The organism is Vibrio sp. R12-SG2-ISO1 (assembly GCF_059834045.1).
Window position 1 is genome coordinate 197,237 of the sequence record NZ_JCBDGO010000015.1, and the last position, 22,067, is coordinate 219,303.

The following is a 22,067-nucleotide window of genomic DNA, read 5'->3' on the forward strand; positions in this document are numbered from 1 at the left end:
GATTAAGCGTTGATACCAGTGATCTTCACTTCCGTGAACCACTGACGGTGACCTTGTTGCTTACGAGAGTGCTTACGACGACGGAACTTAACGATTTTAACTTTATCGCCACGACCGTGTTGTACAACTTCTGCTACAACTTTACCGCCCTCTACTAGAGGAGCACCAACTTTAATGTCTTCACCGTTAGCAACAAGAAGAACTTTATCAAATTCAACAGTTGCACCAGTTTCAACGTCTAATTTCTCTAAACGAAGAGTTTGACCTTCGCTTACACGGTGTTGTTTACCACCAGATTGGAAAACAGCGTACATATCTTACTCCGCTTTTTCCGCACAGCCTTATGCACTTTGGGCAATTTGGGTGTGCGCTAAACTAATCATCAATAGGGCGCAGATTCTACAGAAAGCTCGCACCTATGACAAGCCATATTTTTAAAAAATTGGCGAAAAGCTAATCGCCAATGAAAAGTGCGCCAATCATGCCCGTTAAGCATGTATTAATCAACGTTTTTTAGTGTATTATTGGCCAACAAATACAGATAAGAATACCTTACCAGTTCTAACCTTCAGCCGGATGTATAATGGATTTTAAAGCTATCCAAGCGCTCACTGCCGATGACATGGCAAAAGTGAATGAAACAATTCATGCCCAACTCAACTCTGACGTCTCTTTAATCAACCAACTCGGGTTTTATATCGTCAGTGGTGGCGGTAAACGAATCCGGCCGCTGCTTGCGGTGTTGTCTGCCCGGGCACTGGGCTACCAAGGTCAGGATCACACCACCGCCGCCGCTTTCATTGAATTTATTCATACCGCGACCCTGTTGCACGATGATGTCGTGGATGAATCTGACATGCGCCGTGGTAAAGCCACCGCGAATGCCGCGTTTGGCAATGCCGCCAGCGTTTTAGTTGGTGATTACATCTATACCCGTTCATTCCAAATGATGACGGCACTCGGATCATTAAAGATCCTCGAGCTAATGAGTGACGCGGTGAATGTGATTTCCGAAGGTGAAGTGCAGCAGTTGATCAACTGTAACGATCCCGATACCACCGAAGAGAGCTACATGCAGGTCATCTATTCGAAGACGGCACGCCTATTCGAAGCGGCAACGCAAATCGGCGCGATTCTTACCGACGCTGACGCCGAACTTGAGCTCGCGATGCAAAACTACGGCAAATATCTCGGCACCGCATTCCAGTTGATTGATGATGTGATGGATTACACCTCTGACGGCGAGGAGATGGGTAAGAACGTGGGTGACGATCTGGCCGAGGGCAAACCGACCCTCCCTCTTCTTTATGCAATGCGTAATGGCAACCCAGAACAAGCGGCAATGATTCGCGAAGCCATTGAACAAGCGAACGGAATGGAGAAGCTCAACGAGATTCTGGCCGCGATGGATGAAACCGGCTCTTTGGAGTACACGCGTCAACTGGCTTATCAAGAAGCCGATAAAGCCATCGCTCAGCTTGCCCTTGTGCCTGACTCGCCTTATAAAGAAGCATTGGTAACACTTGCTCATATGGCGGTGCATCGCAGCGCTTAAACAGCGAAATCGTCCTCTCCTTGTCAGGCAGCATTCACTGCCTGCTCACTACCTGATGGCCATCCTATCGTTCGTCATCAAACCGTCATCGCTCAGTCACCGAACTCTCACTAAACTGTCCTTTCAGTGACATCTAAATGACCTACGCTCATCATCAACTCCTGTTTAGACGAGATTGATATGGACGTATCTAGCCCTTTCCGATTGCCGCGCAAAACGCCATTTGGCCTTGGTGAGAACCTCACTGAATGGGCCACGGGCCTCAGTCGTTTGGATAAGTTTTACGCCAAGCGTCCGGCTAACGCCACAACAGAACAGTTTCTTCGCTACACCTTAACTATCCTAGGTATCGACTACCAGATTGCAAAAGGCTCGCTCGATCCTATTCCGCGCAGCGGCGCGACGGTTGTTGTCGCTAATCATCCGCTGGGCTGCGTCGAAGGTGTGATCCTCGCAGAGTTGCTACTGCATATCCGCCAAGACGTGCAGATCTTAGCCAATCAGTACCTCAAAACTGTCCCAGAGTTGGATCGTCTATTTATTGGTGTGGATGTGTTTGAAGGCAAACAGGCGCACAAAGCCAATTTAAAAGCGCTGAGACTCGCTCACCAACACCTAGAGCAAGGCGGGATCTTATTGATCTTTCCCGCCGGCGAAGTATCACAGCTGGTCGATAGCAAAACTCAGAAATTAGAAGATAAAGAGTGGAGCCGCTCGGTCGCTAGCTTAGTGCGAAGATCCAAAGCCACCACGGTGCCCGTCTTTATTGACGGCCAAAACTCAAAACGCTTTTACCTTGCGGGAAAAGTACATCCACTGCTGCGAACATTAATGCTGGGTCGAGAGTTACTCAACAAATCACACACCCCGATTCGACTCTCCATCGGCTCGGCCATCAAGTACAAAGAGCTCCACTCGCTCAATGATACTCAAATTGTCAACTATCTGCGTCTCAATACCTATTTGCTAGCGGCAAACACTCAGCTTCGCTCCAATAAAGCGCCTGGCATTGATCTCAGCGGTCCTATCGCGAGCCCTCTCCCTGCGAGCGATCTTGAAGTGGATCTCAACCAATTGCCGCGCGAACATCATCTATTATCGAGCGGTGAATTCGACGTCTACTGTACCAGCGCTGACTACATTCCCTCTGTGTTGTATGAAATCGGCCGCCTGCGTGAAAAGAACTTTCGCGCGGTGGGAGAAGGGACGGGCTTGGCCCTCGACATCGATCAGTTTGATGGTCACTACCAACATCTGTTTATTTGGGACAGGGAACAACGACGCCTGGTCGGCGCCTACCGACTCGGTTTGGTCGATAAACTGATTGAGCAACAAGGGGTTGATGCACTCTATTCTCGTACTTTGTTTGAATATGATGAGCGCTTTATTAATACGATGGGCTGCGCCATTGAAATGGGCCGCTCAGTGATCGATAAGCCGTATCAAAAAAGCATGGGCGCTTTACTCTTGCTCTGGAAGGGCATAGCAACGTTTGTTTCTCGCCATCCTCACTATACGCACCTGTTTGGCCCCGTCAGCATCAGTAGTGATTACAGCGAGCAGGCAAGACAACTGCTCGCAGAAACTATGACACTTCACCACTACGACACGAAAGCGGCTGAGTACGTTTCACCGTCCAACCCGCTGCCGAAACAAGACACCCACTGGAACACCAGTATGTTAACCGCGCTGGCGGATTTACAGCTGCTCTCTCGCGTGATTGATCGTATTGATGAAGGCAAGGGAGTCCCTGTTCTGCTGCGCCAATATTTGAACCTCAATGGCAAGCTGGTCTCATTCAATGTCGATCCTGATTTCAACAACGCTTTGGATGGATTGATCATGGTGGATTTAACCCGCGTTGGCACCAAAACCCTTGCCCGCTATATGGGTCAAGACGCCGCAAGCCAGTACCTTGACCATCATCACCCGCAAGCGGATTGATCCCTATCGAGCAAAAACTCAATGCCATGTGATTCACATGGCATTTTCTATGGATCGCATCATTACTCTAAAAGCTCAGCTGGTTTTAGGACAATTTGACTTCTTGCCGCTCAGCTAAGCTCGTTTCTCACTGTTTATTCATTCTCTATCCGAATATCTTCTCGCCCAATTACTTGATGCCACCAATAAAATGGTTGACGAAAAATAGCGCAGATTCGAAGCTAACAGCGAATTTGAAGCAATAGACAAAAATCATTGCAATATTCTAATAACAACACAAAAGGACGTGAACTCAACATGCTGCCATCCACTCCCCGCTCACTCAAAAACATGAAACGCGTGACGACCACGTTGCTCGCGAGCGTATGCGCTCTGCTTGCTAGCGTCAGCCACGCTGACGATAAAGTCTACCGACTTAAACTTGCCGAAACTTGGGGGCCCAATACCCCTATCCTAGGTGATGCCAGTAAGAACATGGCCAAACTAGCTGAAGAGATGTCCAATGGTCGTTTGCAGATCCGTATTGACTCTGCCAATAAGCACAAAGCGCCTTTGGGTATTTTTGATATGGTCAAATCCGGTCAATACGATTTAGGCCATTCCAGTTCTTACTACTGGAAAGGCAAGGTACCCAATACGCTATTTTTCTCCTCGATGCCTTTTGGCATGATGGCGACCGAGCAATACGCGTGGTTTTATCGCGGTGGCGGTATGGAGTTGATGGAGAAAGTCTACGCGCCGCACAATTTGCTCTCTTTCCCCGGTGGTAACTCCGATATTCAGATGGGTGGCTGGTTCAAAAAAGAGATCAACACCATTGATGATCTGCAAGGGCTGAAAATCCGCATTCCGGGCTTTGCCGGTGAAGTCATGGCGCGCGTCGGCGCCGCTCCAACCAACATCGCACCTGGAGAACTCTACACCTCACTAGAGAGAGGCACAATTGACGCACTCGAATGGGTCGGCCCTGCTTTTGATTTGCGCATGGGCTTTCAAAAAATCGCGCCGTATTACTACACCGCGTGGCACGAGCCAGGTTCCGAGACGCAGTTCTTAGTCAACAAGAAGGTGTGGGACAGCTTGCCAAAGGATCTGCAAGTGATCTTAGAAACCGCCTTTAGAGTGGCCGCTTTTGATATGTATACCCAAGCGATTGACGCTAATGCCAACAGTTGGGCAAGCATGAGCCAAGAGTTCCCAGACATCAAAGTACGTGACTTCCCGCCGCAAGTATTGTCAGCGCTGCATAGCGCCACAGAAGCCTTGCTGCAAGAGCAAGCAGAAAAAGACGCATTGGCACAAGAGATCATCACATCACAACGCGAGTACCTCACTAAAGTGCGCGCTTGGACCGACATCTCGACCAAAGCCTATCTTGAGACGACGCCTTAAGCGCTGTACGGTTATTCCTGTCAAAAAATATGGCTGTCAAAAAGCATTGCTTTCAAAGTGACGTCTTCAATCACTATCGCCGCCTTCGGGCGGCGTTTTTAGTCGCTCGATGATCAACTCCATCATTCCTTCACACTCCTTTTCTCGCTTTATAAAAAAACTGTCACTATTGATGTAGAGAATAGAGTCATAGAAGCCATTGATGGCCTAATTCGTGACGAAAGATCATTTATTCCACAAAAATAGTGGCGAAATCTCACGCCTTATTTTACAATGCAAATTAAGAAATCCAATCGAGCACTTGAAACAGGATAAAGACCAATGAGACTGATTCCCCTAAAAAATGCAGAACAAGTCGGCAAATGGGCTGCACGTCATATCGCGAAGAAAATCAACGCCTTCAAACCGACGGCAGAACGCCCATTTGTTTTAGGTCTACCCACTGGCGGTACGCCACTGTCGACATACAAAGCACTGATCGAGCTATACCAAGCCGGTGAAGTCAGCTTTAAACACGTCGTCACGTTCAACATGGATGAGTACGTGGGCATCGACCCAAATCACCCAGAGTCATACCGCTCTTTCATGTACAACAACTTCTTCAACCATGTTGATATTCAGGAAGAGAACATCAACCTGCTTGATGGCCTAGCGGACGACATCGATGCACACTGCGCGGCTTACGAAGACAAGATCCGCTCTTACGGCAAGATCAACCTATTCATGGGTGGCGTTGGCATTGATGGTCACATCGCGTTTAACGAGCCAGGCTCATCACTCTCATCACGTACTCGTATCAAAACATTGACCGAAGACACGCGTATCGCAAACTCTCGTTTCTTTGATAACGACATCAACCAAGTGCCAAAATTTGCGTTAACGATTGGTGTCGCGACGCTACTGGACGCCGAAGAAGTGATGATTCTCTCGCTTGGTCACAACAAAGCCTTGGCACTGCAAATGGCGATTGAAGGCAGCGTAAACCACATGTGGACAGTCACTGCACTGCAAATGCACCGCAAAGCAATCATCGTTGCGGATGAGCCTGCGCAGCAAGAGCTTAAAGTGAAGACAGTGAAATACTTCTCTGAACTGGAAGCGGAAAACATCAAAGGTCTGTGAGACGTTTTCGCTAGCACGAAATAAAAAAGCCACTTCGGTGGCTTTTTTATTGTCTGATATAGTTGGCTAAGGAAATTGCCTAAAATAATGGTCTAGAATGACTATCTAACATAGATGACGAAAAACGCTATCTAAAGATAGCGTCAATAGAACTGATAAAGAAAATCACTAGGAGGTCAGCGCGTTTTCTCTTGCGAGCTGCTGATGGATGTCGTTCACGGCCAACACTATGGTGGAACGCACTTTTTGGAAATGACGGTCTAAAAACATGGCTTTCATTTCGTCATTTAATCCCTCGACCAACTCAGGTGAATAATCGATAGGCATGATTTTCTGTATCGCGTTCACTCGGTTGAGCTCAAACACGATATCTTGGTCCCAGAAGTCCACTTTCCCCTCTTGAACCTTAACCCACTCTTTTAGGGTGACAAACACTTCGATGTCGTCATAGGTTTGTTTACTGATCACCCCAAGCCCGAGCAGTAACTTGATGCGCACCAGTATTTCCCCTAATGGCCCATCACTGGTCAGTAATGGGTCGACGACGAATTTCACTGCGTAATCGTCTTTGTGGAAAATACTTTTTAACAAGGCATCGAGCATGTCTTCCAATACATCATAAGCACATAGCAGACACTCAGCGGCATTGGCTGATTCTGCTAGCTCTTCTAAGAGTTCAACTTCATGACTCGAGTGTATTGGCATGGCTTCTTCAAAAGGAGAAAGTGCCACATCAGTGGCACTTTGGTGTTCCATCATTCATTGATTGCGTTATACGCTTGTTCGGCTAGTTTAACAACTTCTGAGTCAATATTCAGCTCTGAATAGTGGGCTAGCGTCTCGGCAAATCCTTTTTCTGCGAACATGCTCTGCAATTCAACCGCTTGTGGGTCATCGTCATTCTTGTAATGGAAGGCCGCAGCAATCCCTTTGATCAAATGCGCGTTTGGCAACCCATACTCCAAGGTGCCATTGAGTGGCTTGATCAAACGATCTTGCGGGCTGAGCTTACGAATAGGCTGGCGACCGACGCGGTCCACTTCATCACGCAAGTACGGGTTGGCGAAACGACCTAAGATTTTCTCAATGTAGGCTGCGTGGGCTTTAGGATCAAAACCGTAGCGCTGAATCAGTACTGCCCCGCTTTCTTCCATCGCCGCTTTCACTTCTTGGCGAATCGCGGGATCTTCAATCGAGTCTTTGATGGTCTCATGACCCGCCAGTACACCTAGGTAAGCCGTGATCAAGTGACCAGTGTTGAGCGTAAACAGCTTACGTTCGACAAACGCCATCAAGTTGTCTGTGCACTCCATTCCCGGGATGGTTGGGATTGGTCCGTTGAACTGAGTTTGATCCACAATCCACTCACTGAAGGTTTCCACCGTGACGGCCAGTGGATCAGTTTCGCCCTCTTCTGCTGGCGGCACGATGCGGTCAACCGCAGAGTCGACAAAACCAATGTGCGCATCACTGAACGCTTTGAGTTCATCACTAAGATGCGCATACACAGCTTCTTTAAGCTGAGTGGTACCACGCACCATGTTTTCTGCCGCGATAACGTTCAGTGGCGACGTGTTGCCCGCAGCAAAACGCTGCTCAATGCCTTTAGCAATCGAGCCAGAAATGATCTTGAGTACGGTTGGGCCCACCGCTGTGGTGATGAGATCGGCGTTGGCGATACAGCCAATCACCTCATCGGTGGCGGAGTTGACTGCCGTGACGTTTTTCACCACTTCTACGACACACTCTTCACCGACGACTTTCACTGGGTATTCGTTGCGTCTTTGCAACTCAGAGACGACCGTTTCGTTGACGTCTGCAAATGTGACTTCCATGCCTGCGTCTGAGAGTAATTTACCGATGAAACCACGACCGATATTTCCTGCACCAAAATGTAACGCTTTCATAATCACTAACCTTTCAAATGTTGAATCTGTATAGCTAACGGCTTAACAGCACACGACTAAGCCTTCAGCTATCTAGACTAAAAAGGAGGCCAGAGCGGGGGAGAACTGGCCTCGTTCACTTAGGAGCTAGACAAAGTACTGCTATGCATTGAGAATATTCAGAACATCTTCTGGGTTGGTTGTGTTCTGTAAACGCTCAACGGCCTCTTCGTCATCAAGTGAATTGGTAATAGCCATGAGAACCATGTTGTGCTCATCACCTTGGGCAGCGATGCCGATGACCATCTTGGCGATGTCATCCTCATCTTCACCCCACTGAATGCCTTCAGGGTATTGGCAGAACACAATGCCGGTTTTCTTGACGTACTGTTTCGCTTCAATGGTTCCGTGTGGCACCGCAATTGACTCACCTAGGTAGGTAGACACGAGTTCTTCGCGGGCAAACATGCCATCAACATATTCAGGTGCAACGTTGCCTAACTTGACCAGTTGCTCACCTGCAAACTTAATCGCCTCTTCCTTAGAGTTGGCTTTTAATCCGAGGAATACACTGTCGCTAGTGAGCGTCAACGTCTGTTCCTTTTCCTCGGTCGCTGCAGGCGCCTCAGGCTTTTTTACAGCGCCACTCCTTGCTTCAACTAGCTGAGCAACAAGGTTGTCGTACACAGTGCCATCTAAGAAGTTACTTAGAGAGATGTGCATTGCGCCAGTAGCGTGAGTACGAGCACGGTCTGTCAAATCTTTGTGGGTCACCACAATTTGCGAGTCACTCGGCAGGTTGTTGATAGCCAAGTTCGAGACTTCAATATCCAGACCAGCCGCTTGCACTTTCTTACGTAGAAGACCGGCGCCCATCGCACTTGAGCCCATACCCGCATCACAGGCAACGTAAATCGCTTTCACTGCTGCTGGGTCCACAGAAACTGCAGCGGTTTGACCTTTAGATGCTGCTTTCATGTCGTGCATAGCGGCAGAAGCTTTCTCTAGAGACTCGTCTTCGTCGGTCGCTTTTGAAGTTTTCATTAGGATAGAAGCCACAAGGAACGACACAGCGGCGGATGCAATCACAGATAGAACCACACCCACGTATGAGCCTTTAGGCGTCATCAGTAGTACCGCAAAGATTGAACCAGGAGACGCTGGAGAAATAAGACCAGAATCGAACATCACGTTAGTGAATACGCCTGTCATACCACCGGCAATAACCGCAAGGATAAGACGAGGGTTCATCAACACGTATGGGAAGTAGATTTCGTGGATACCGCCTAGGAAGTGGATGATTGACGCACCCGCTGCCGACTGCTTCGCGTTACCTTTACCAAACGCCATGTAAGCCAATAGAAGACCTAGACCAGGACCTGGGTTCGCTTCAATTAGGAAGAAGATTGAGCGGCCAAGTTCTTCAGACTGCTGGATACCCAGTGGCGAGAAGATACCGTGGTTAATCGCGTTGTTAAGGAAGAGGATTTTCGCTGGCTCAACGAAGATAGAAGCGAGTGGCAATGCGCCTGTTTCTACCATCACGTTTACGCCCGCTGCCAATGCGCTAGACAGAACTTTTACCGCAGGGCCAATGATGAAGAATGCTAGGATAGCGAGGATCATACCGATGATACCGGCAGAGAAGTTGTTCACTAGCATTTCAAAGCCGCTTTTCACTTTACCGTGAACCGACTCATCGAATTTCTTGATAGCGTAGCCACCAAGTGGACCGACAATCATCGCGCCCATGAACATAGGAATATCAGTACCGACAATCACACCCATTGTCGTGATGGCACCCACAACCGCACCGCGGTCGCCGCCCACCATTTTACCGCCGGTGTAACCGATCAGCAGTGGCAATAGGAATTTGATCATTGGGCCAACCAGTGATGCCAATGTTTCGTTTGGCAACCAACCGGTTGGAATGAAAAGTGCAGTAATGAAACCCCAGGCAATAAATGCACCGATGTTTGGCATTACCATGTTGGATAGAAAACGACCAAAGTTTTGGACTTTGATCTTAGCTTCTGGTGATAACATAGGGAGACCTCAGTTTGTATTGGTTGGCCAAATGGCCCAAAATGTTTATTCAAAAGTCGATTAAAATGTATCACAACATTTCCAAAAGGCACTCCCACCCACAATTTAGTGACCCAAATCACACACAAAGCATTAACATATCTTTTTTGTAGTGACCTAAATCACATTTAATCACTGTCAGTAAATTACAAAGCCATTTTTTCGATAATGATTATCAATAACTAGAGATTTAGATCACAAAAATACAATCCACACACTCAAAATAGTTAGTGACAAAGATCTCATTTTGATTATTTACCCGATTTTTAAGCACTACTTTAGTTCACTCTCTGCGCGACTTTGGTTCAATTATTCATCAAATATCGATAAGAGGTGTGAATGTGTAATTAAATTACAAAATAAGATTCATCAAAATTTCATCGTAAAATTGGTTAGGATGGTGACGCACAATGGCCAAGAGAATTGATGACGAAGAGAAGTGACGGAGAAAAGACAATGAAAGCGGTATTGTTTGATATGGATGGGCTGATCTTTGATACAGAGTCGCTCTATAAGAAAAGTTGGCAACGGGCGGCAGAAGAACAAGGTTTCGATTTGTGTGACGAGTTTTATCAGGGGTTCATCGGCGTACAAGATGGCGAGTGTGAGCGTCGCTTGCAGCACCATTTTGGTGCTGAGTTTGATCTCCAGCGATTTATACGCTGCCGAGATCAGGACTTTGCTGAGCGCAGCGCACTAGGCATTGACTACAAAAAAGGCTTTGAGACGCTGATGCGCCACCTTAAACAGAACGGTGTGAGAGCAGCGATCGTGACCTCATCCGGTCGAAAAGAGGTGCTAAGAAATTTTGCTGGCCGCGAGGTCCTCGAACAGTTTGAGTGCCTGATCACCTCTGATGAAGTGAGTCAAGGCAAGCCCGCGCCAGATGGCTACTTAATGGCGTGCCAGCAACTCAACCTCAAACCGTCACAATGTCTAGCGTTAGAAGACTCCAATAACGGCGTGAAATCGGCCTTGGCAGCCGGTTGTTCAGTCATCATGGTGCCCGATTTGCTGCCACCAGAACCACCACTTATCGAGAAAGTGGCACTGGTCGATTCTTTAACTGAGGTGATCGCGTTGATCCCTACGACGACGCCTTGTTAAGCGACTGAGTCAAGAATCGTACCCAGGTCAGCGTTGTTTCATCGGCCTTCAGTTGATGAGCCTTTTGCGCACTTTCTAGGGCTTTTTCATGCTCATCCAATCGGTAGAAGGCTTGCGTCTTGGCCAATTCCACACGCTGACTGCTCGGCATGCTGGCCAGTACATTCAGCGCCGCTTGATACTGCTTCTGCTGCATCAGCAATTGCGCATACGACCAATGATGATCTGCACTGAGGCGCGAGGCGTGTTGCCAGGCCTCTAGTGCGTATTGCCACTCCTTCGCGACTTGCCAGTAGCGGGCTAAGGTGGCGTAGCTCTCTGCATCTTCTTGTTCAAGCAGATGCTCGGCGTAAACCTTCGCAGCAAGTTCTGGAGCGCCTTGTGAGGCGTAAAGCCCTGCTAAGGTTTGATACTCACTGGAGGATAAAGCAAAGCCTTTTCGCTCTCTCTGTTTGAGCGTCGCCAACGCCTCAGGGTAGTGTTTCAAACGAAGATGCAAGCTGGTCAATTGCTTCCACCACAGTTCGTTATCGGACTCCAAAGCGCGCAGTTGCTCTGTGGTACTCACCGCTCCTTTCCAGTGACTCAGCGCCACTTGAGCACCGAGCTTCATGCTCAGCAAAGAGACATCCGCCTTTTTATCTAGCGCTTGATAATGCTTGATACTCGACAGTACCGCTTGCCAATCTTGCAGCTGGTAATTGGACTGAGCGACCCGCAGCCACAGTTGAGTGACAAATTCCGTGGTATACATTTTTTCAGCTTGCGAGCGACTCACATCGGATTGTTTATCCAGCACACTTTGATAGTGTCTGAGTGCTTTTGCCGGCTCCCCAGTCGATAACAAAATATCGGCCAGCATGCGCTCGGTTTCAATCGCCTGTTCAATCGGCAAAGCACCAGTGGACAACGCATTTTCCAGCGCAACTTGCGATCGCTGAGGTTGCGCTTGTTGCCAATACAAAATACCCAACATACGCGCCACGTAGGCTTGATCGTATGCTTTTACGGCGTCGATACCTTCTAAGATGGTCACCGCCTCAGCTGTTTTTTCTTGCTGAGACAACTCAAACGCTTGATGGACTCGCATCGCAACGCTGCGTGATAGCTCTTGCGCCTGCGCCTGCGGGACGCTCATCAAGCCCATCAACACTGACCATGCCAAAAGACGGCGTATCCATGCTGTAACCTTTGTCATTATTGCAACCTAAACTCTAATTTCACGGTTTGCCCTTCCTGTCTGGTCGCTTTGCCTGCGACGATCAAAGGTTGATACTTCCACTGACGCAATGCGCGCATCGCTTCACGATCAAATACGCCGCGAGGCGAACCTTCCACCACCTCAATCGCATCGGGCCGACCGGTTTCATCAATGGCAAATCGCATCACTACATAGCCTTCAATTTTTCGTTTCAATGCCCGCGAGGGGTAACGTGGTTCAATACGATGCAGTGGCATGAGCTGTTGGTTTTGCGCAAGTTGAATCGGCCCTGGCGTTGCCATTGCCATTCCCGTTACTGACGTACTCAGATTGACGTTAGGCAAATTGGGTAGCGCCGTGGTCTGAATTTGCTGCGCGGCCATTTGGGTCGTCAAGCGCTCCACTTGCGGGGCTAAGGTCGGCGCTTTGGGTGGCTCAGGTAATTGTCTTGCTCTGCGCGCCGCCGCACGCTCGTTTTCCACTTGCACGACATCAAAGCGCAGCGCCGACTGCGGCTCTGGCATCGGCGATTTTCCCGCGTCCACCAGCCACGCCATAAACGCAAAGAGAGAGAGCGTCACTAATAGGGCCAATGGGGTGGCAATCAGCCATCGTTTTAGCATCGTGATTTACGTCCTAGCATACGGATACCCTTCCTTCTTCCGGCTATTTCTGCTCGGTGGCCAATGCGATCTTCTCAATGCCCGCCCCTTTGGCGCCATCCATCACTTGCACCACGGTGCCATTGAACGCAAAGGCATCGGCTTGAATGACCAAGGAGGCATCCGGTTGTTCAAGCAGCACATTTTCGAGTGTCGCTTGCACTCGCTCTACATCGACCAATCGCTTATCGATGTAGACCTCGTTGTTGGCGGTAATGGCAATAAAAATGCCCGCGTCTTTTTGGCTAGTGGCATTCGCCGCCGTTGGGCGGTTCACTTCCACGCCCGACTCTCGCACAAACGAGCTGGTGACGATAAAGAAGATCAGCATGATAAACACGATGTCGAGCATCGAGGTCATGTCCACTTGGGCATCGTCTGACGGTTTTTTGTATCGACCTAGTCTCATGGTCATTCCTATTTAGTCATACGCATTAAGCGTTCGAGGTGAAGGTGACGCGTTTCGCTCCACTTAGCGAGGCGTGCGTGGGCAAACATGCCGACTAATGCGGCGACCATGCCCGCCATCGTTGGCAACGTCGCCATCGAGATCCCCGCAGCCATCAAGCGCGGCTGCGCACTGCCCTGCCCGGCCATCACATCAAACACGGAGATCATTCCCGTCACCGTGCCGAGTAGCCCCAGCATAGGGAAAAGCGCCACCAGCACTTTCATCAACGACAAGTGTTGTTCAAGCGCCAACTTCGCTTCGGCCAACCAAGCGCTGCGCTGAGCGAGCGCATACCAAGAGTGGCGATCGTCACGCAGTTGCCACTTGGCGACCCAGTGATGTTGTGCTTTGGGGAACAGCCAAAAAAGGTACACCAATCGCTCAATCGCCAGTAACCAAAACAGCGCCAACACGCCCGCTAACCACCAAAGCAGTGGACCACCACGATACATAAACTCGTTGATGGTGCTGCCAAGCGTGCTCCCCCCGAGATCGAGTAGAGACAGCCATTCCATTACGCGGCATCCTTCACAAGGCGGGTTGCTTGCTCGGCGCGCTCAGCCACCAAGCCAATACCCTGCTTCTCGATAATGGTGCGAATCGCTTCCGCTTTCGAGGCGAGGATATTGTGAATCAGGAGCAGAGGCATCGCAGCAATCAGACCTAATACGGTGGTGATCAGTGCCATTGAGATCCCGCCAGCCATGACACGCGGATCGGCGTTGCCAAATTGAGTAATGGTTTGGAAAGTATCAATCATCCCGGTCACCGTACCCAACAAGCCAAGCATTGGAGCGAGCGCCGCCAGCAGTTTGATCATCGATAAACCGCGTTCTAGGTGCTGCTGTTCGTCCATCACTGCTTCGAGCAAGCGCAGCTCCAACGCCTCAACATTCGGGCTGCTATCTTGACGATAAACATTCAAAATACGCCCAAGTGCATTGTCATCTTGCGGCGAGTCGGTGTGTTTAAGCTGCTTGGCAATTTTTGCTTTCGCGCTCAGTAACGCTGCGCCGCGAACCAGACCAATCGCCATGCCCACCAGCAGTAGCGCGATGATCACTTTGCCAACGATACCGCCGTGCTCAATGCGATCGAGCAAAGTCGGCGCCATTCCCAGCTGTTCGAGCAGCGCGCCACGTGAGGCATCCAGTGCAACGATCGGTAGCCCTCTTGTGACATCAGAGCTTAGAGTCAGTGCACCCTGTGGCTGCTGAGCGTACACGGTAGCGCGCTGGCGCTGACCACTCCAATCTAAGTAACCTTGTTCACCCGCTAAGGCAAAACTACCCAAACGCAGCACCGATTTTGTCTCGGTTTCACCTTGTCCGTTGATGACATCAACGTTGAGCGTTTGCGCCTCAGCACTGGCCTGGATTTGCTGTGTAAACGCCTGCCACAGGCCGTAGAGCTGCCTCTTCGCTGGCAGCTGTCTTGCAGCCACAATCTCTTCTACCACCGCTCGGTGATCAGCGTGACCTAGGGTCGCGACAGAGCCGGCTTGTTCAAGGTCGAGATCTTTTGCTGCTTGGCGCACCACGCCAAACAGCTCACCTAAGCTGCCCGTCGCCAGATGTAAGGCTTGCTCTTTTTCGGCCAGTACGGCTTCGTTTTGCTGAAAGGTCTCTGACAGCTGTTCGTTTTCTTGCTTGAGAGAGGCAAGCTGCGTGTTGAGCTTATCAAGCTCGGCCTGCAACGCCTGTTCACGCTGCTTAAACTCCCCTTCGCGCGCTTGATTGTGCTTCGCTTGTTCAACTTTCGCTTGTTGCGTCTCTTTCAGTAAGGCAGCATCCGAAGCAACAACGGACAGCGAGACCGTAGACAGTGAAACGGCGATCACGCTCGCCGCTAGCCAAGTCATCCCTCTCATTGCTGACTCTCCTTAACCGACACCGGTAAATGCAATAACGTCGGGGCGGCTTGTTTATTCGCCACATCAAACGCTTTATCAATCTCTAAACCGGCTTTGCTGTCGAGCGCTTGCCATTGTTCGTTAGACGCATTCCACGCCCAGTAGTGCGCGCGATCAACGCTGCGCGCCACCAAACTGATTCGGCCGAGATAGAGCTGCTCGGTGACAAGTGATTTGCCATCTACCTCGATCGGCGCAGAATAAGCACCAAGCTTAGTGCCGTAATCCAACTCGATTTGATACGCCTCTAGAATGCGGCGGTACTTTTCAGCATCACTGACGTCAGACTGAGTCATCATTTCACGCAACTTGGCAACGCGTTCGCGGCGCACCTCTTGGCGAAGTGGGCGATCGCTCTCTACCCATGCCTCTAGCCCATCAAGCATGCTGTACATCAACGGCACGATGCTTTCACGCGTGCGCTCAATCTCTGACAACTGTTCATCAAAGCTGGCGATTTCTTTCTGTTGGCTGTCGAGCATTCCGCGAAGGTGATCTCGATACACTTCTAGCCCTTCCACCTCAGCTTGGCGCTGCTCAATTTGCGCTTCAAGATCGAGCGCTTTGTCGCTGCTGGCCGACACGCGGCTTTGCGTGTTGGCATTTGCGGTGGTGATCTCTGTTTCAAGACGTTGCGACTGTTTCAACTCTGCCCCCGTTGCCATTGCAGCAGAGGAGGCGGTCAGCATCCAACCTGCCAGCAACAAATGGGGTAAACGATTGTGTGTCATACTCTTCTCTTTGATCCGTTCTCTTTGACGTTAATCTCTGCGCTTGGGTTAGGATGATTTCTCTTCAAGAATGTTCGCCATCGCTGGCACCATTTCATCAATCAAATATTGAATCGACAATGGGCTAAAAAAGGAGAACGCGCCACCGATGATATCGCCAGTGAAGTATTCGCGTTTCTCTTTGTAAAACGGCATGCGTTTACGAAAAATAGCGTTGCTAGACTGCTCAAGCTGCTCTTCCGTGGTCAGCCAGATGACCAGGTCGTTGTCTAGCAAGTCCATACGTTCCTCGCTGAACGAGGTGTAAAACGCCTCCTTGGCGAGCGCATCAATGGACTCTGGAATATGAAAGCCCAGCGCAATCAGAAATTGTGAACGTAAGTCTTTGCTCGCATAGGCGCCAGGCTGTTTGTTGTAGTAAAACGCCACCGCCGCCGATTTGCCTTCAAACTCAGGGTGCTTTGCCCGCAGCTTAGCAATCTGCTGCTTTATATCTTGCACTATGGCTTGCGATTTTTCTTCATAACCCAGCGCTTTACCTATCATAAGATGACGCTCATCCCACGGCATCGCCCAATCGGTATAAGCACCAGATTGTGCGAGCGTGGGCGCAATCGTGCTGAGCTTGTCGTAGGTTTTCTTATCCATCCCGGAAGATACGCCGATGATCAGATCCGGTTTCAACTGCGCGATGGCCTCAAAATCGACCGTTTGCCCTTTAAGTAATACCGGCTTGGCATCACCCAATTCATCTTGCGCCCATGGCCACACGCCGTAAGGTTGGTCACCATACCAATCGCGTACGGCTAGTGGGATAACGCCGAGCGCCAGAATATCATCATGATCCGTGACGCCGACAGAGACCACGCGCTGCGGCTGTTCGCTAAGCTCAATCTGACCGTATTTGTGTTCAATCGTCAGCGGATAGGCCTGCGCCAACACACTCACGACACTGGCCAATAGCAGCGCGCCTAGCCGAGTGACTTCTCTTATCATGATGTATCCCTTCTCTTTTTCTAGCCTTGTTGTTTTCGCATTAAGAGCAGCGCAAACAAAGGCGCGCCGATAAGCGCGGTCACTAAGCCTGCGGCCAATTGCGTCGGCGCAAACAGGGTGCGCCCTAAGGTATCGGCGAACAGCACTAAGCTTGCGCCGACCAATGTAGTCAATATTAAGTGGCTATTAGGACCTGCGATGGTCATCTTTCGCGCCATGTGCGGTGCAAGCAAACCGACAAAACCGATCGGCCCAACAATGGCGGTCGCCAGCGCCGCCGCGCACACACTCAGCATCAACTGAACACGGCTCGCCCAAACACTGTTCACGCCCAGACCGACTGCCATATCAACACCAAACGACAATGCCGCCATGTTACGTGCTTGGCCGATCGCCAACCCCAAGGTGGTCAGCAGCGCGATGGAGAGCAATCCGACTTCAGACCAAGTCACCGCATGCACGCTGCCCGATAGCCACGCCAGTGCAGAGATCGCAGCATCAATATCACCGTAAGTGAGCAAGCTTGAGGTCAAGGCACTGAAAAACGCCGCCACCCCGATACCCATTAAGATAAATTTCAGCGGATGCCCAGAGCCACTCAAGCTCTGCACGCCCGCGGCGACCACCATCGCCCCGGTAAACGCGCTCACTTCACGCCAAGCGTCGATCGCCTCCGGAAACAGCATCGTCAAACACACCACGGCAAACGCCGCGCCTTGACTGATGCCGACCAAACTGGGATCGGCGAGAGGGTTGCGGGTCAGGTTTTGCAGCAGCGCTCCTGAAAGCGCAAACAAGCCCCCCGCCAGCAACGCCGCTAGACTGCGCGGCAAGCGTAGCTCCCACATCACCAACGCCGCCTGGCTATCGGCGATGGGGCCTTGCATGCCGAGCGCACTCATCACCTCATCCAATAGCGCCTGCATCGAGAGCGCATAACTGCCGATGCCAATACTGAGCAACCACAGCAACGCCATCAAAAGAGCCATCAACACCATGACGCCGAGCGTTTTGGGCCGAACCCGAAATGAGACTCGACCGCCGAGCCACCTTAGCGCCACCATGTTAACGAATCCTCGTTTTGACCAGCCACACAAACAGCGGTGCGCCGAGCAAAATCGTCATCAGGCCAGTCGCCACCTCTTGCGGGGCAATCAACCAGCGCGCCAAACTGTCAACAAACAGCAAGTAGGCGCCGCCAAGCAGCAGCGAATACGGCACGACCCAGCGATAATCACTGCCCACCAGCAGCTTGACCACATGCGGAATCACCAAACCGACAAAACCCAACGGACCTGCCAGGGCGACCGAGGCCGCCGTCAAGGACACCACGCACAGCAGCAACTGCCATTTGCGCTTTTGAATATCAATGCCAAGGCCTGTCGCGACCTGATCGCCCATCGACATCGCCGTCACCGCAGGGGCCAGCAGTATCGCAGCCACTAAGCCAAACAAAATCCAAGGCAGGCACCACCAGTATGTCTCCAATTGACTCCCCAGTAGAGAGCCCACCAGCCAGCCGCGCAAGGTTTCAAACGTTTTCTGGTCGATCAAATGATGAATCGACAAGAGCGCGGCGGTAAACGCGCTAAACGCCGAGCCGGTCAGCGTCAACGTCAGCGGCGTCACTCCGCTCGGCGTTCGCGCGGCAATCGTCCAGACTACCGCAGCGGCAATCAGCGAGCCCACGGCCGCCACCAATGGCAACCATACGATGCCCTCGACAGGCGCAAAACTCATCCAATAGACCACCGCCAACGCGCCGCCCGTCATCATGCCGAGTAAGCTCGGGTCGGCGAGCGGATTTCTCGTTACACCTTGCATTAAGGCGCCCGCCACAGCCAGACTCGCACCCACTGACGCGGCAACGATGGCGCGTGGTAAGCGCAACTCTCGCACCACCAAATGGGAGAACTGATTGTCATCGTACGCCACCAACGCGGACCATACCTCCGTCAGCGCGACAGGCTGCGCCCCTAGCGATAAATGCCAAAGTAAAAAAACCAGCAGTATCATCGCCATCACGCCAAGACCTGCGCCACTTAACCAAGCACAGCGTCTCATATCACCGCCGACATCACCGACTTTGTCTGCCCATGGGCAACACTGCCGGTCTCTGTGGGTACGCATTGCAAGGTTTGTGTGTGCGGATCGCGAATCACATTGGCATTTAAACCAAACACCTGCTTGAGGTTGTCGGCGGTAAAGACCTGCTCGGGGTGACCCGCGGCGTAGATGGTGCCCGATTTCATCATGATGAGCTCATCGGCATACGCAGCGGCAAGATTCAGTTCATGTAGCACCACAACAAGGGTGCGATGGTGTTGATGCGCCAATTGGCTCAATAAGCTCAGCAAATCGACCTGAACTTTGAGATCTAAATAGGTGGTCGGCTCATCCAGCAAAATAATGTCGGTTTCTTGCGCCAGCACCATGGCAATCCAACAACGTTGACGCTGACCACCCGACAGGTCGGTCACCGCGCGATCGGCGAGCTCTGTGACGTTGGCCATCGCCATTGCCTCATCCACCATTTGCTCGTCATGCTCACTCCACTGCTGGAAAAAGGTTTGATGCGGATAGCGCCCCTGAGCGACGAGCTCACGTACAGTGAGACCTTCCGGTGCAATCGGGCCTTGTGGCAAAAGCGCTAAGGTTTTTGCTACCGCTTTCGCCCCCAATTGATGAATGGGCTCATCATTGAGCAACACCTGACCAGACATCGGTGGCAGCACTCGTGCTAAGCATTTAAGCAGCGTCGATTTTCCACACCCATTCGAACCGACCAAAATCGTCAGTTTACCGGGTTGAATCTCAAGACTGATGTTGTTGACGATCGGTGTATCGTAACCGACGACCAGGGACGAAGCCGCGAGACGTGCACTGTGTTGATGGGGGTCTAGCATTACTCTTTCTTAAAGCGAAGAAAACAAAATGATAACAATTATCAATTTTATTTCCTTATAATATGAGTAATTAAAAAAAGGTTCAACCATAGCGCGCTATCGTTGAACCTTTTTGAGTGATGGAGGTTGGAAAGATTAACCTAAGAAGCCGCCGGTTTGGTGCTTCCAAAGTTGGGCGTAGATGCCTTCTTGAACGAGGAGCTCTTGGTGACTGCCTTGCTCAACCACACGGCCTTGATCCATCACGATCAAGCGATCCATAGCAGCAATAGTCGATAAACGGTGCGCAATCGCGATCACGGTTTTCCCTTCCATCAGCACTTGCAAGTTTTCTTGAATGGCCGACTCCACTTCGGAATCGAGCGCGGACGTCGCTTCATCCATAATCAAGATCGGCGCATTTTTAAGTAACACACGCGCTATGGCAATACGTTGACGTTGCCCACCGGATAATTTCACCCCGCGCTCGCCCACTTCGACATCATAGCCGCTATGCCCCTGCTCATCTTTGAGGCCACAGATAAAGTCGTGCGCATGGGCTTTTTTCGCCGCCTCAATCAGAGCCGCGTCATCGGCATCTGGGTCACCGTAGAGGATGTTCTCTTTGATCGAACGATGCAGCAGTGAGGTGTCTTGCGTGATCATACCGATCTGCTGGCGCAGAGACTCTTGGCTTACGTCTGCGATGTTTTGACCATCAATGCGAATATCGCCGCCTTTCAAATCGTAAAAACGCAGCAGCAAGTTAACCAAGCTCGACTTACCGGCACCGGAGCGGCCAACAATCCCGACTTTTTCACCCGGTTTAATGGCTAGGTTAAGCTGCTCAAACACCGGTTTCTCATCGGTGTAGTCAAAGTCTACCGCGTCGAACTCGATTGCGCCTTTTGTCACCGTCAACGCGGGTGCATTAGGTTTATCTTGCACTTCAACATCATTGGAGATGGTGTTCATGCCATCGACCACGGTACCAATATTTTCAAACAGCGCGCTCACTTCCCACATGATCCATTTCGACATGCCTTGTACGCGCAGCGCAATGCTGATCGCCACCGCAATTACACCGATGGTGACACTCGCCTCTAGCCATAACATGACCGACAAAGCGGCAATAGAGATGAGCAGCAGATAGTTAATCGCATCAACACTCAATAGCAGGCAAGTGACCATGCGCATTTGGCGGTACACCGTCAGCAAAAACTGCTTCATGCTGCCTTTGGCATACTCCAATTCACGCTTGGAGTGGGAGAAAAGCTTAACGGTTGAAATATTGGTGTAGGTATCGACAATTCGGCCCGTCATCACTGAGCGTGCATCGGCTTGGTCAGTCGCCACCTTTTTCAAACGTGGGATAAAAAACAGCTGGATAAGAATGTACATCACCAACCAAATCGCAATCGGCAGCATCAATAGCAGATCCGATTCGCCCATCATCCAGATCATCGCCACGAAATAGACCGAGATGTACACCAGTACATCAACCAGCTTCATCACGGTTTCACGTACAGCCAGGGCGCTTTGCATCACCTTGGTTGCCACTCGGCCAGCAAAATCTCGCTGGAAAAAGCCGACCGCTTGCTTGAGCAAATAGCGGTGAATCAGCCAACGAATCGACATCGGATAATTACCTAGCAAGGTTTGATGCATGATCATCGAGTGGGTAATCCCCAGCGCGGGCATCACCACCACAACCAGCAGCACCATAGTCCACATCCGATCGCCTTGGTCTTGCCAAAACGTCGCGCGATCTTGGGTGCTGAGAATATCGACCAGTTCTCCCATGTAACTGAGCAGCGTCACTTCCGTCCAGGCAATCAACGCACTGAGTATCGCCATCAAGAGTAATGGCACTTCAAAGCCTCGGGTGTAGTGACGACAAAAGCCGAGTAAATGCTTCGGCGGCATTTGCGGCTCTTGCTCGGGAAACGCTTGCGTTAATTTTTCAAACCAATTGAACATGCTTCCTACTTTCGGGTTTCGGGTTTCGGGTTTCGGGTTTCGGGTTTCGGGTTTCGGGTTTCGGGTTTCGGGTCGGGCACGTTTTACTATCTTTTGATGAAAAAGTCAGTAAAATAAAAAACCAATACGAATAATAATAAATATCATTACTAATTTAA

At 50.7% G+C, this 22,067-nt stretch carries 20 protein-coding genes; 5 read left to right on the forward strand and 15 right to left on the reverse strand.

Features of this window, described 5'->3' with window-relative positions:
- Positions 1-2 precede the first annotated feature (2 nt).
- The gene (rplU, locus tag AC6R10_RS11370; protein WP_000271393.1) at positions 3-314 is read right to left on the reverse strand and encodes a 50S ribosomal protein L21; all 312 of its coding nucleotides are present in this window, start codon (positions 312-314) and stop codon (positions 3-5) included.
- Between the two features lie 269 nt (positions 315-583).
- On the opposite strand from rplU, the gene ispB reads away from it, so the two are divergent.
- From ispB to nagB, 4 genes are all read left to right on the forward strand, one after another.
- Positions 584-1,555, forward strand: a complete 972-nt coding sequence (gene ispB / locus AC6R10_RS11375; protein ID WP_500672285.1) for an octaprenyl diphosphate synthase — start codon at positions 584-586, stop codon at positions 1,553-1,555.
- A 180-nt stretch (positions 1,556-1,735) separates the two neighbouring features.
- Complete coding sequence (locus AC6R10_RS11380) at positions 1,736-3,499, forward strand: bifunctional lysophospholipid acyltransferase family protein/GNAT family N-acetyltransferase (protein ID WP_500672286.1); 1,764 nt, start codon at positions 1,736-1,738, stop codon at positions 3,497-3,499.
- 330 nt (positions 3,500-3,829) lie between these two features.
- On the forward strand, positions 3,830-4,891 hold the full coding sequence (locus AC6R10_RS11385; protein WP_334554112.1) for a TRAP transporter substrate-binding protein: 1,062 nt from the start codon (positions 3,830-3,832) through the stop codon (positions 4,889-4,891).
- Between the two features lie 321 nt (positions 4,892-5,212).
- A complete protein-coding gene (gene nagB, locus AC6R10_RS11390) occupies positions 5,213-6,013 on the forward strand; it encodes a glucosamine-6-phosphate deaminase (RefSeq protein WP_334553589.1) in 801 nt (266 codons plus the stop codon).
- A gap of 168 nt (positions 6,014-6,181) precedes the next feature.
- Here the strand turns inward: nagB and AC6R10_RS11395 are convergent, their stop codons facing one another.
- The 3 genes from AC6R10_RS11395 to AC6R10_RS11405 all read right to left on the reverse strand — a co-directional run bounded on the left by AC6R10_RS11395 (position 6,182) and on the right by AC6R10_RS11405 (position 9,945).
- Complete coding sequence (locus AC6R10_RS11395; protein ID WP_487902172.1) at positions 6,182-6,718, reverse strand: MltR family transcriptional regulator; 537 nt, start codon at positions 6,716-6,718, stop codon at positions 6,182-6,184.
- Between the two features lie 50 nt (positions 6,719-6,768).
- Positions 6,769-7,920, reverse strand: coding sequence for a mannitol-1-phosphate 5-dehydrogenase (locus AC6R10_RS11400; protein WP_500629574.1), 1,152 nt, complete (start codon positions 7,918-7,920; stop codon positions 6,769-6,771).
- A gap of 141 nt (positions 7,921-8,061) precedes the next feature.
- Entirely contained in the window at positions 8,062-9,945 is a 1,884-nt protein-coding gene (locus AC6R10_RS11405) for a PTS mannitol transporter subunit IICBA (RefSeq protein ID WP_500672287.1), read from the reverse strand.
- Positions 9,946-10,410: 465 nt separating this feature from the next.
- Here AC6R10_RS11405 and AC6R10_RS11410 point away from each other — a divergent pair, with 465 nt between their 5' ends.
- Positions 10,411-11,091: an HAD family hydrolase gene (locus AC6R10_RS11410; RefSeq protein WP_500672288.1), complete on the forward strand. Its 681-nt coding sequence runs from the start codon at positions 10,411-10,413 to the stop codon at positions 11,089-11,091.
- On the opposite strand, the gene AC6R10_RS11415 is transcribed toward AC6R10_RS11410, so the two are convergent.
- The 11 genes from AC6R10_RS11415 to AC6R10_RS11465 form a co-directional block, all read right to left on the reverse strand.
- On the reverse strand, positions 11,072-12,289 hold the full coding sequence (locus AC6R10_RS11415) for a tetratricopeptide repeat protein (RefSeq protein ID WP_500672289.1): 1,218 nt from the start codon (positions 12,287-12,289) through the stop codon (positions 11,072-11,074). The genes AC6R10_RS11410 and AC6R10_RS11415 overlap by 20 nt on opposite strands.
- Positions 12,289-12,915 carry an energy transducer TonB gene (locus tag AC6R10_RS11420; RefSeq protein ID WP_334553580.1) on the reverse strand — a complete coding sequence of 209 codons (627 nt, stop codon included), beginning with the start codon at positions 12,913-12,915 and terminating at the stop codon, positions 12,289-12,291. The genes AC6R10_RS11415 and AC6R10_RS11420 overlap by 1 nt, the downstream gene beginning before the upstream one ends.
- Before the next feature lie 43 nt (positions 12,916-12,958).
- A complete protein-coding gene (locus tag AC6R10_RS11425; RefSeq protein WP_334553579.1) occupies positions 12,959-13,363 on the reverse strand; it encodes an ExbD/TolR family protein in 405 nt (134 codons plus the stop codon).
- Between the two features lie 8 nt (positions 13,364-13,371).
- On the reverse strand, positions 13,372-13,920 hold the full coding sequence (locus tag AC6R10_RS11430; RefSeq protein ID WP_500672290.1) for a MotA/TolQ/ExbB proton channel family protein: 549 nt from the start codon (positions 13,918-13,920) through the stop codon (positions 13,372-13,374).
- Positions 13,920-15,266, reverse strand: coding sequence for a MotA/TolQ/ExbB proton channel family protein (locus AC6R10_RS11435; protein WP_500672330.1), 1,347 nt, complete (start codon positions 15,264-15,266; stop codon positions 13,920-13,922). The genes AC6R10_RS11430 and AC6R10_RS11435 overlap by 1 nt, the downstream gene beginning before the upstream one ends.
- A gap of 5 nt (positions 15,267-15,271) precedes the next feature.
- Complete coding sequence (locus AC6R10_RS11440) at positions 15,272-16,048, reverse strand: DUF3450 domain-containing protein (protein WP_500626407.1); 777 nt, start codon at positions 16,046-16,048, stop codon at positions 15,272-15,274.
- 48 nt (positions 16,049-16,096) lie between these two features.
- A complete protein-coding gene (locus tag AC6R10_RS11445) occupies positions 16,097-17,044 on the reverse strand; it encodes an iron-siderophore ABC transporter substrate-binding protein (protein ID WP_500672291.1) in 948 nt (315 codons plus the stop codon).
- 20 nt (positions 17,045-17,064) lie between these two features.
- On the reverse strand, positions 17,065-18,108 hold the full coding sequence (locus AC6R10_RS11450; protein ID WP_500672292.1) for a FecCD family ABC transporter permease: 1,044 nt from the start codon (positions 18,106-18,108) through the stop codon (positions 17,065-17,067).
- Between the two features lies 1 nt (position 18,109).
- Complete coding sequence (locus AC6R10_RS11455; RefSeq protein WP_500672293.1) at positions 18,110-19,174, reverse strand: FecCD family ABC transporter permease; 1,065 nt, start codon at positions 19,172-19,174, stop codon at positions 18,110-18,112.
- Positions 19,105-19,950, reverse strand: coding sequence for an ABC transporter ATP-binding protein (locus AC6R10_RS11460; protein ID WP_500672294.1), 846 nt, complete (start codon positions 19,948-19,950; stop codon positions 19,105-19,107). Before AC6R10_RS11460 ends, AC6R10_RS11455 begins: the two co-directional genes overlap by 70 nt.
- Before the next feature lie 135 nt (positions 19,951-20,085).
- Positions 20,086-21,909, reverse strand: coding sequence for an ABC transporter ATP-binding protein (locus AC6R10_RS11465; RefSeq protein ID WP_500672295.1), 1,824 nt, complete (start codon positions 21,907-21,909; stop codon positions 20,086-20,088).
- Positions 21,910-22,067 lie beyond the last annotated feature (158 nt).

Coding starts and splice junctions, on each gene's coding strand:
- AC6R10_RS11465 (WP_500672295.1), bottom strand. CDS start 21,909: ATGTTCAATTGGTTTGAAAAATTAACGCAAGCGTTTCCCGAGCAAGAG.
- AC6R10_RS11450 (WP_500672292.1), bottom strand. CDS start 18,108: ATGGTGGCGCTAAGGTGGCTCGGCGGTCGAGTCTCATTTCGGGTTCGG.
- AC6R10_RS11415 (WP_500672289.1), bottom strand. CDS start 12,289: ATGACAAAGGTTACAGCATGGATACGCCGTCTTTTGGCATGGTCAGTG.
- AC6R10_RS11460 (WP_500672294.1), bottom strand. CDS start 19,950: ATGCTAGACCCCCATCAACACAGTGCACGTCTCGCGGCTTCGTCCCTG.
- AC6R10_RS11410 (WP_500672288.1), top strand. CDS start 10,411: ATGACGAAGAGAAGTGACGGAGAAAAGACAATGAAAGCGGTATTGTTT.
- AC6R10_RS11400 (WP_500629574.1), bottom strand. CDS start 7,920: ATGAAAGCGTTACATTTTGGTGCAGGAAATATCGGTCGTGGTTTCATC.
- AC6R10_RS11385 (WP_334554112.1), top strand. CDS start 3,830: ATGAAACGCGTGACGACCACGTTGCTCGCGAGCGTATGCGCTCTGCTT.
- AC6R10_RS11425 (WP_334553579.1), bottom strand. CDS start 13,363: ATGAGACTAGGTCGATACAAAAAACCGTCAGACGATGCCCAAGTGGAC.
- AC6R10_RS11445 (WP_500672291.1), bottom strand. CDS start 17,044: ATGATAAGAGAAGTCACTCGGCTAGGCGCGCTGCTATTGGCCAGTGTC.
- nagB (WP_334553589.1), top strand. CDS start 5,213: ATGAGACTGATTCCCCTAAAAAATGCAGAACAAGTCGGCAAATGGGCT.
- AC6R10_RS11420 (WP_334553580.1), bottom strand. CDS start 12,915: ATGCTAAAACGATGGCTGATTGCCACCCCATTGGCCCTATTAGTGACG.
- AC6R10_RS11455 (WP_500672293.1), bottom strand. CDS start 19,174: ATGCGTACCCACAGAGACCGGCAGTGTTGCCCATGGGCAGACAAAGTC.
- AC6R10_RS11395 (WP_487902172.1), bottom strand. CDS start 6,718: ATGCCAATACACTCGAGTCATGAAGTTGAACTCTTAGAAGAGCTAGCA.
- AC6R10_RS11380 (WP_500672286.1), top strand. CDS start 1,736: ATGGACGTATCTAGCCCTTTCCGATTGCCGCGCAAAACGCCATTTGGC.
- rplU (WP_000271393.1), bottom strand. CDS start 314: ATGTACGCTGTTTTCCAATCTGGTGGTAAACAACACCGTGTAAGCGAA.
- ispB (WP_500672285.1), top strand. CDS start 584: ATGGATTTTAAAGCTATCCAAGCGCTCACTGCCGATGACATGGCAAAA.
- AC6R10_RS11435 (WP_500672330.1), bottom strand. CDS start 15,266: ATGACTTGGCTAGCGGCGAGCGTGATCGCCGTTTCACTGTCTACGGTC.
- AC6R10_RS11440 (WP_500626407.1), bottom strand. CDS start 16,048: ATGACACACAATCGTTTACCCCATTTGTTGCTGGCAGGTTGGATGCTG.
- AC6R10_RS11430 (WP_500672290.1), bottom strand. CDS start 13,920: ATGGAATGGCTGTCTCTACTCGATCTCGGGGGGAGCACGCTTGGCAGC.
- AC6R10_RS11405 (WP_500672287.1), bottom strand. CDS start 9,945: ATGTTATCACCAGAAGCTAAGATCAAAGTCCAAAACTTTGGTCGTTTT.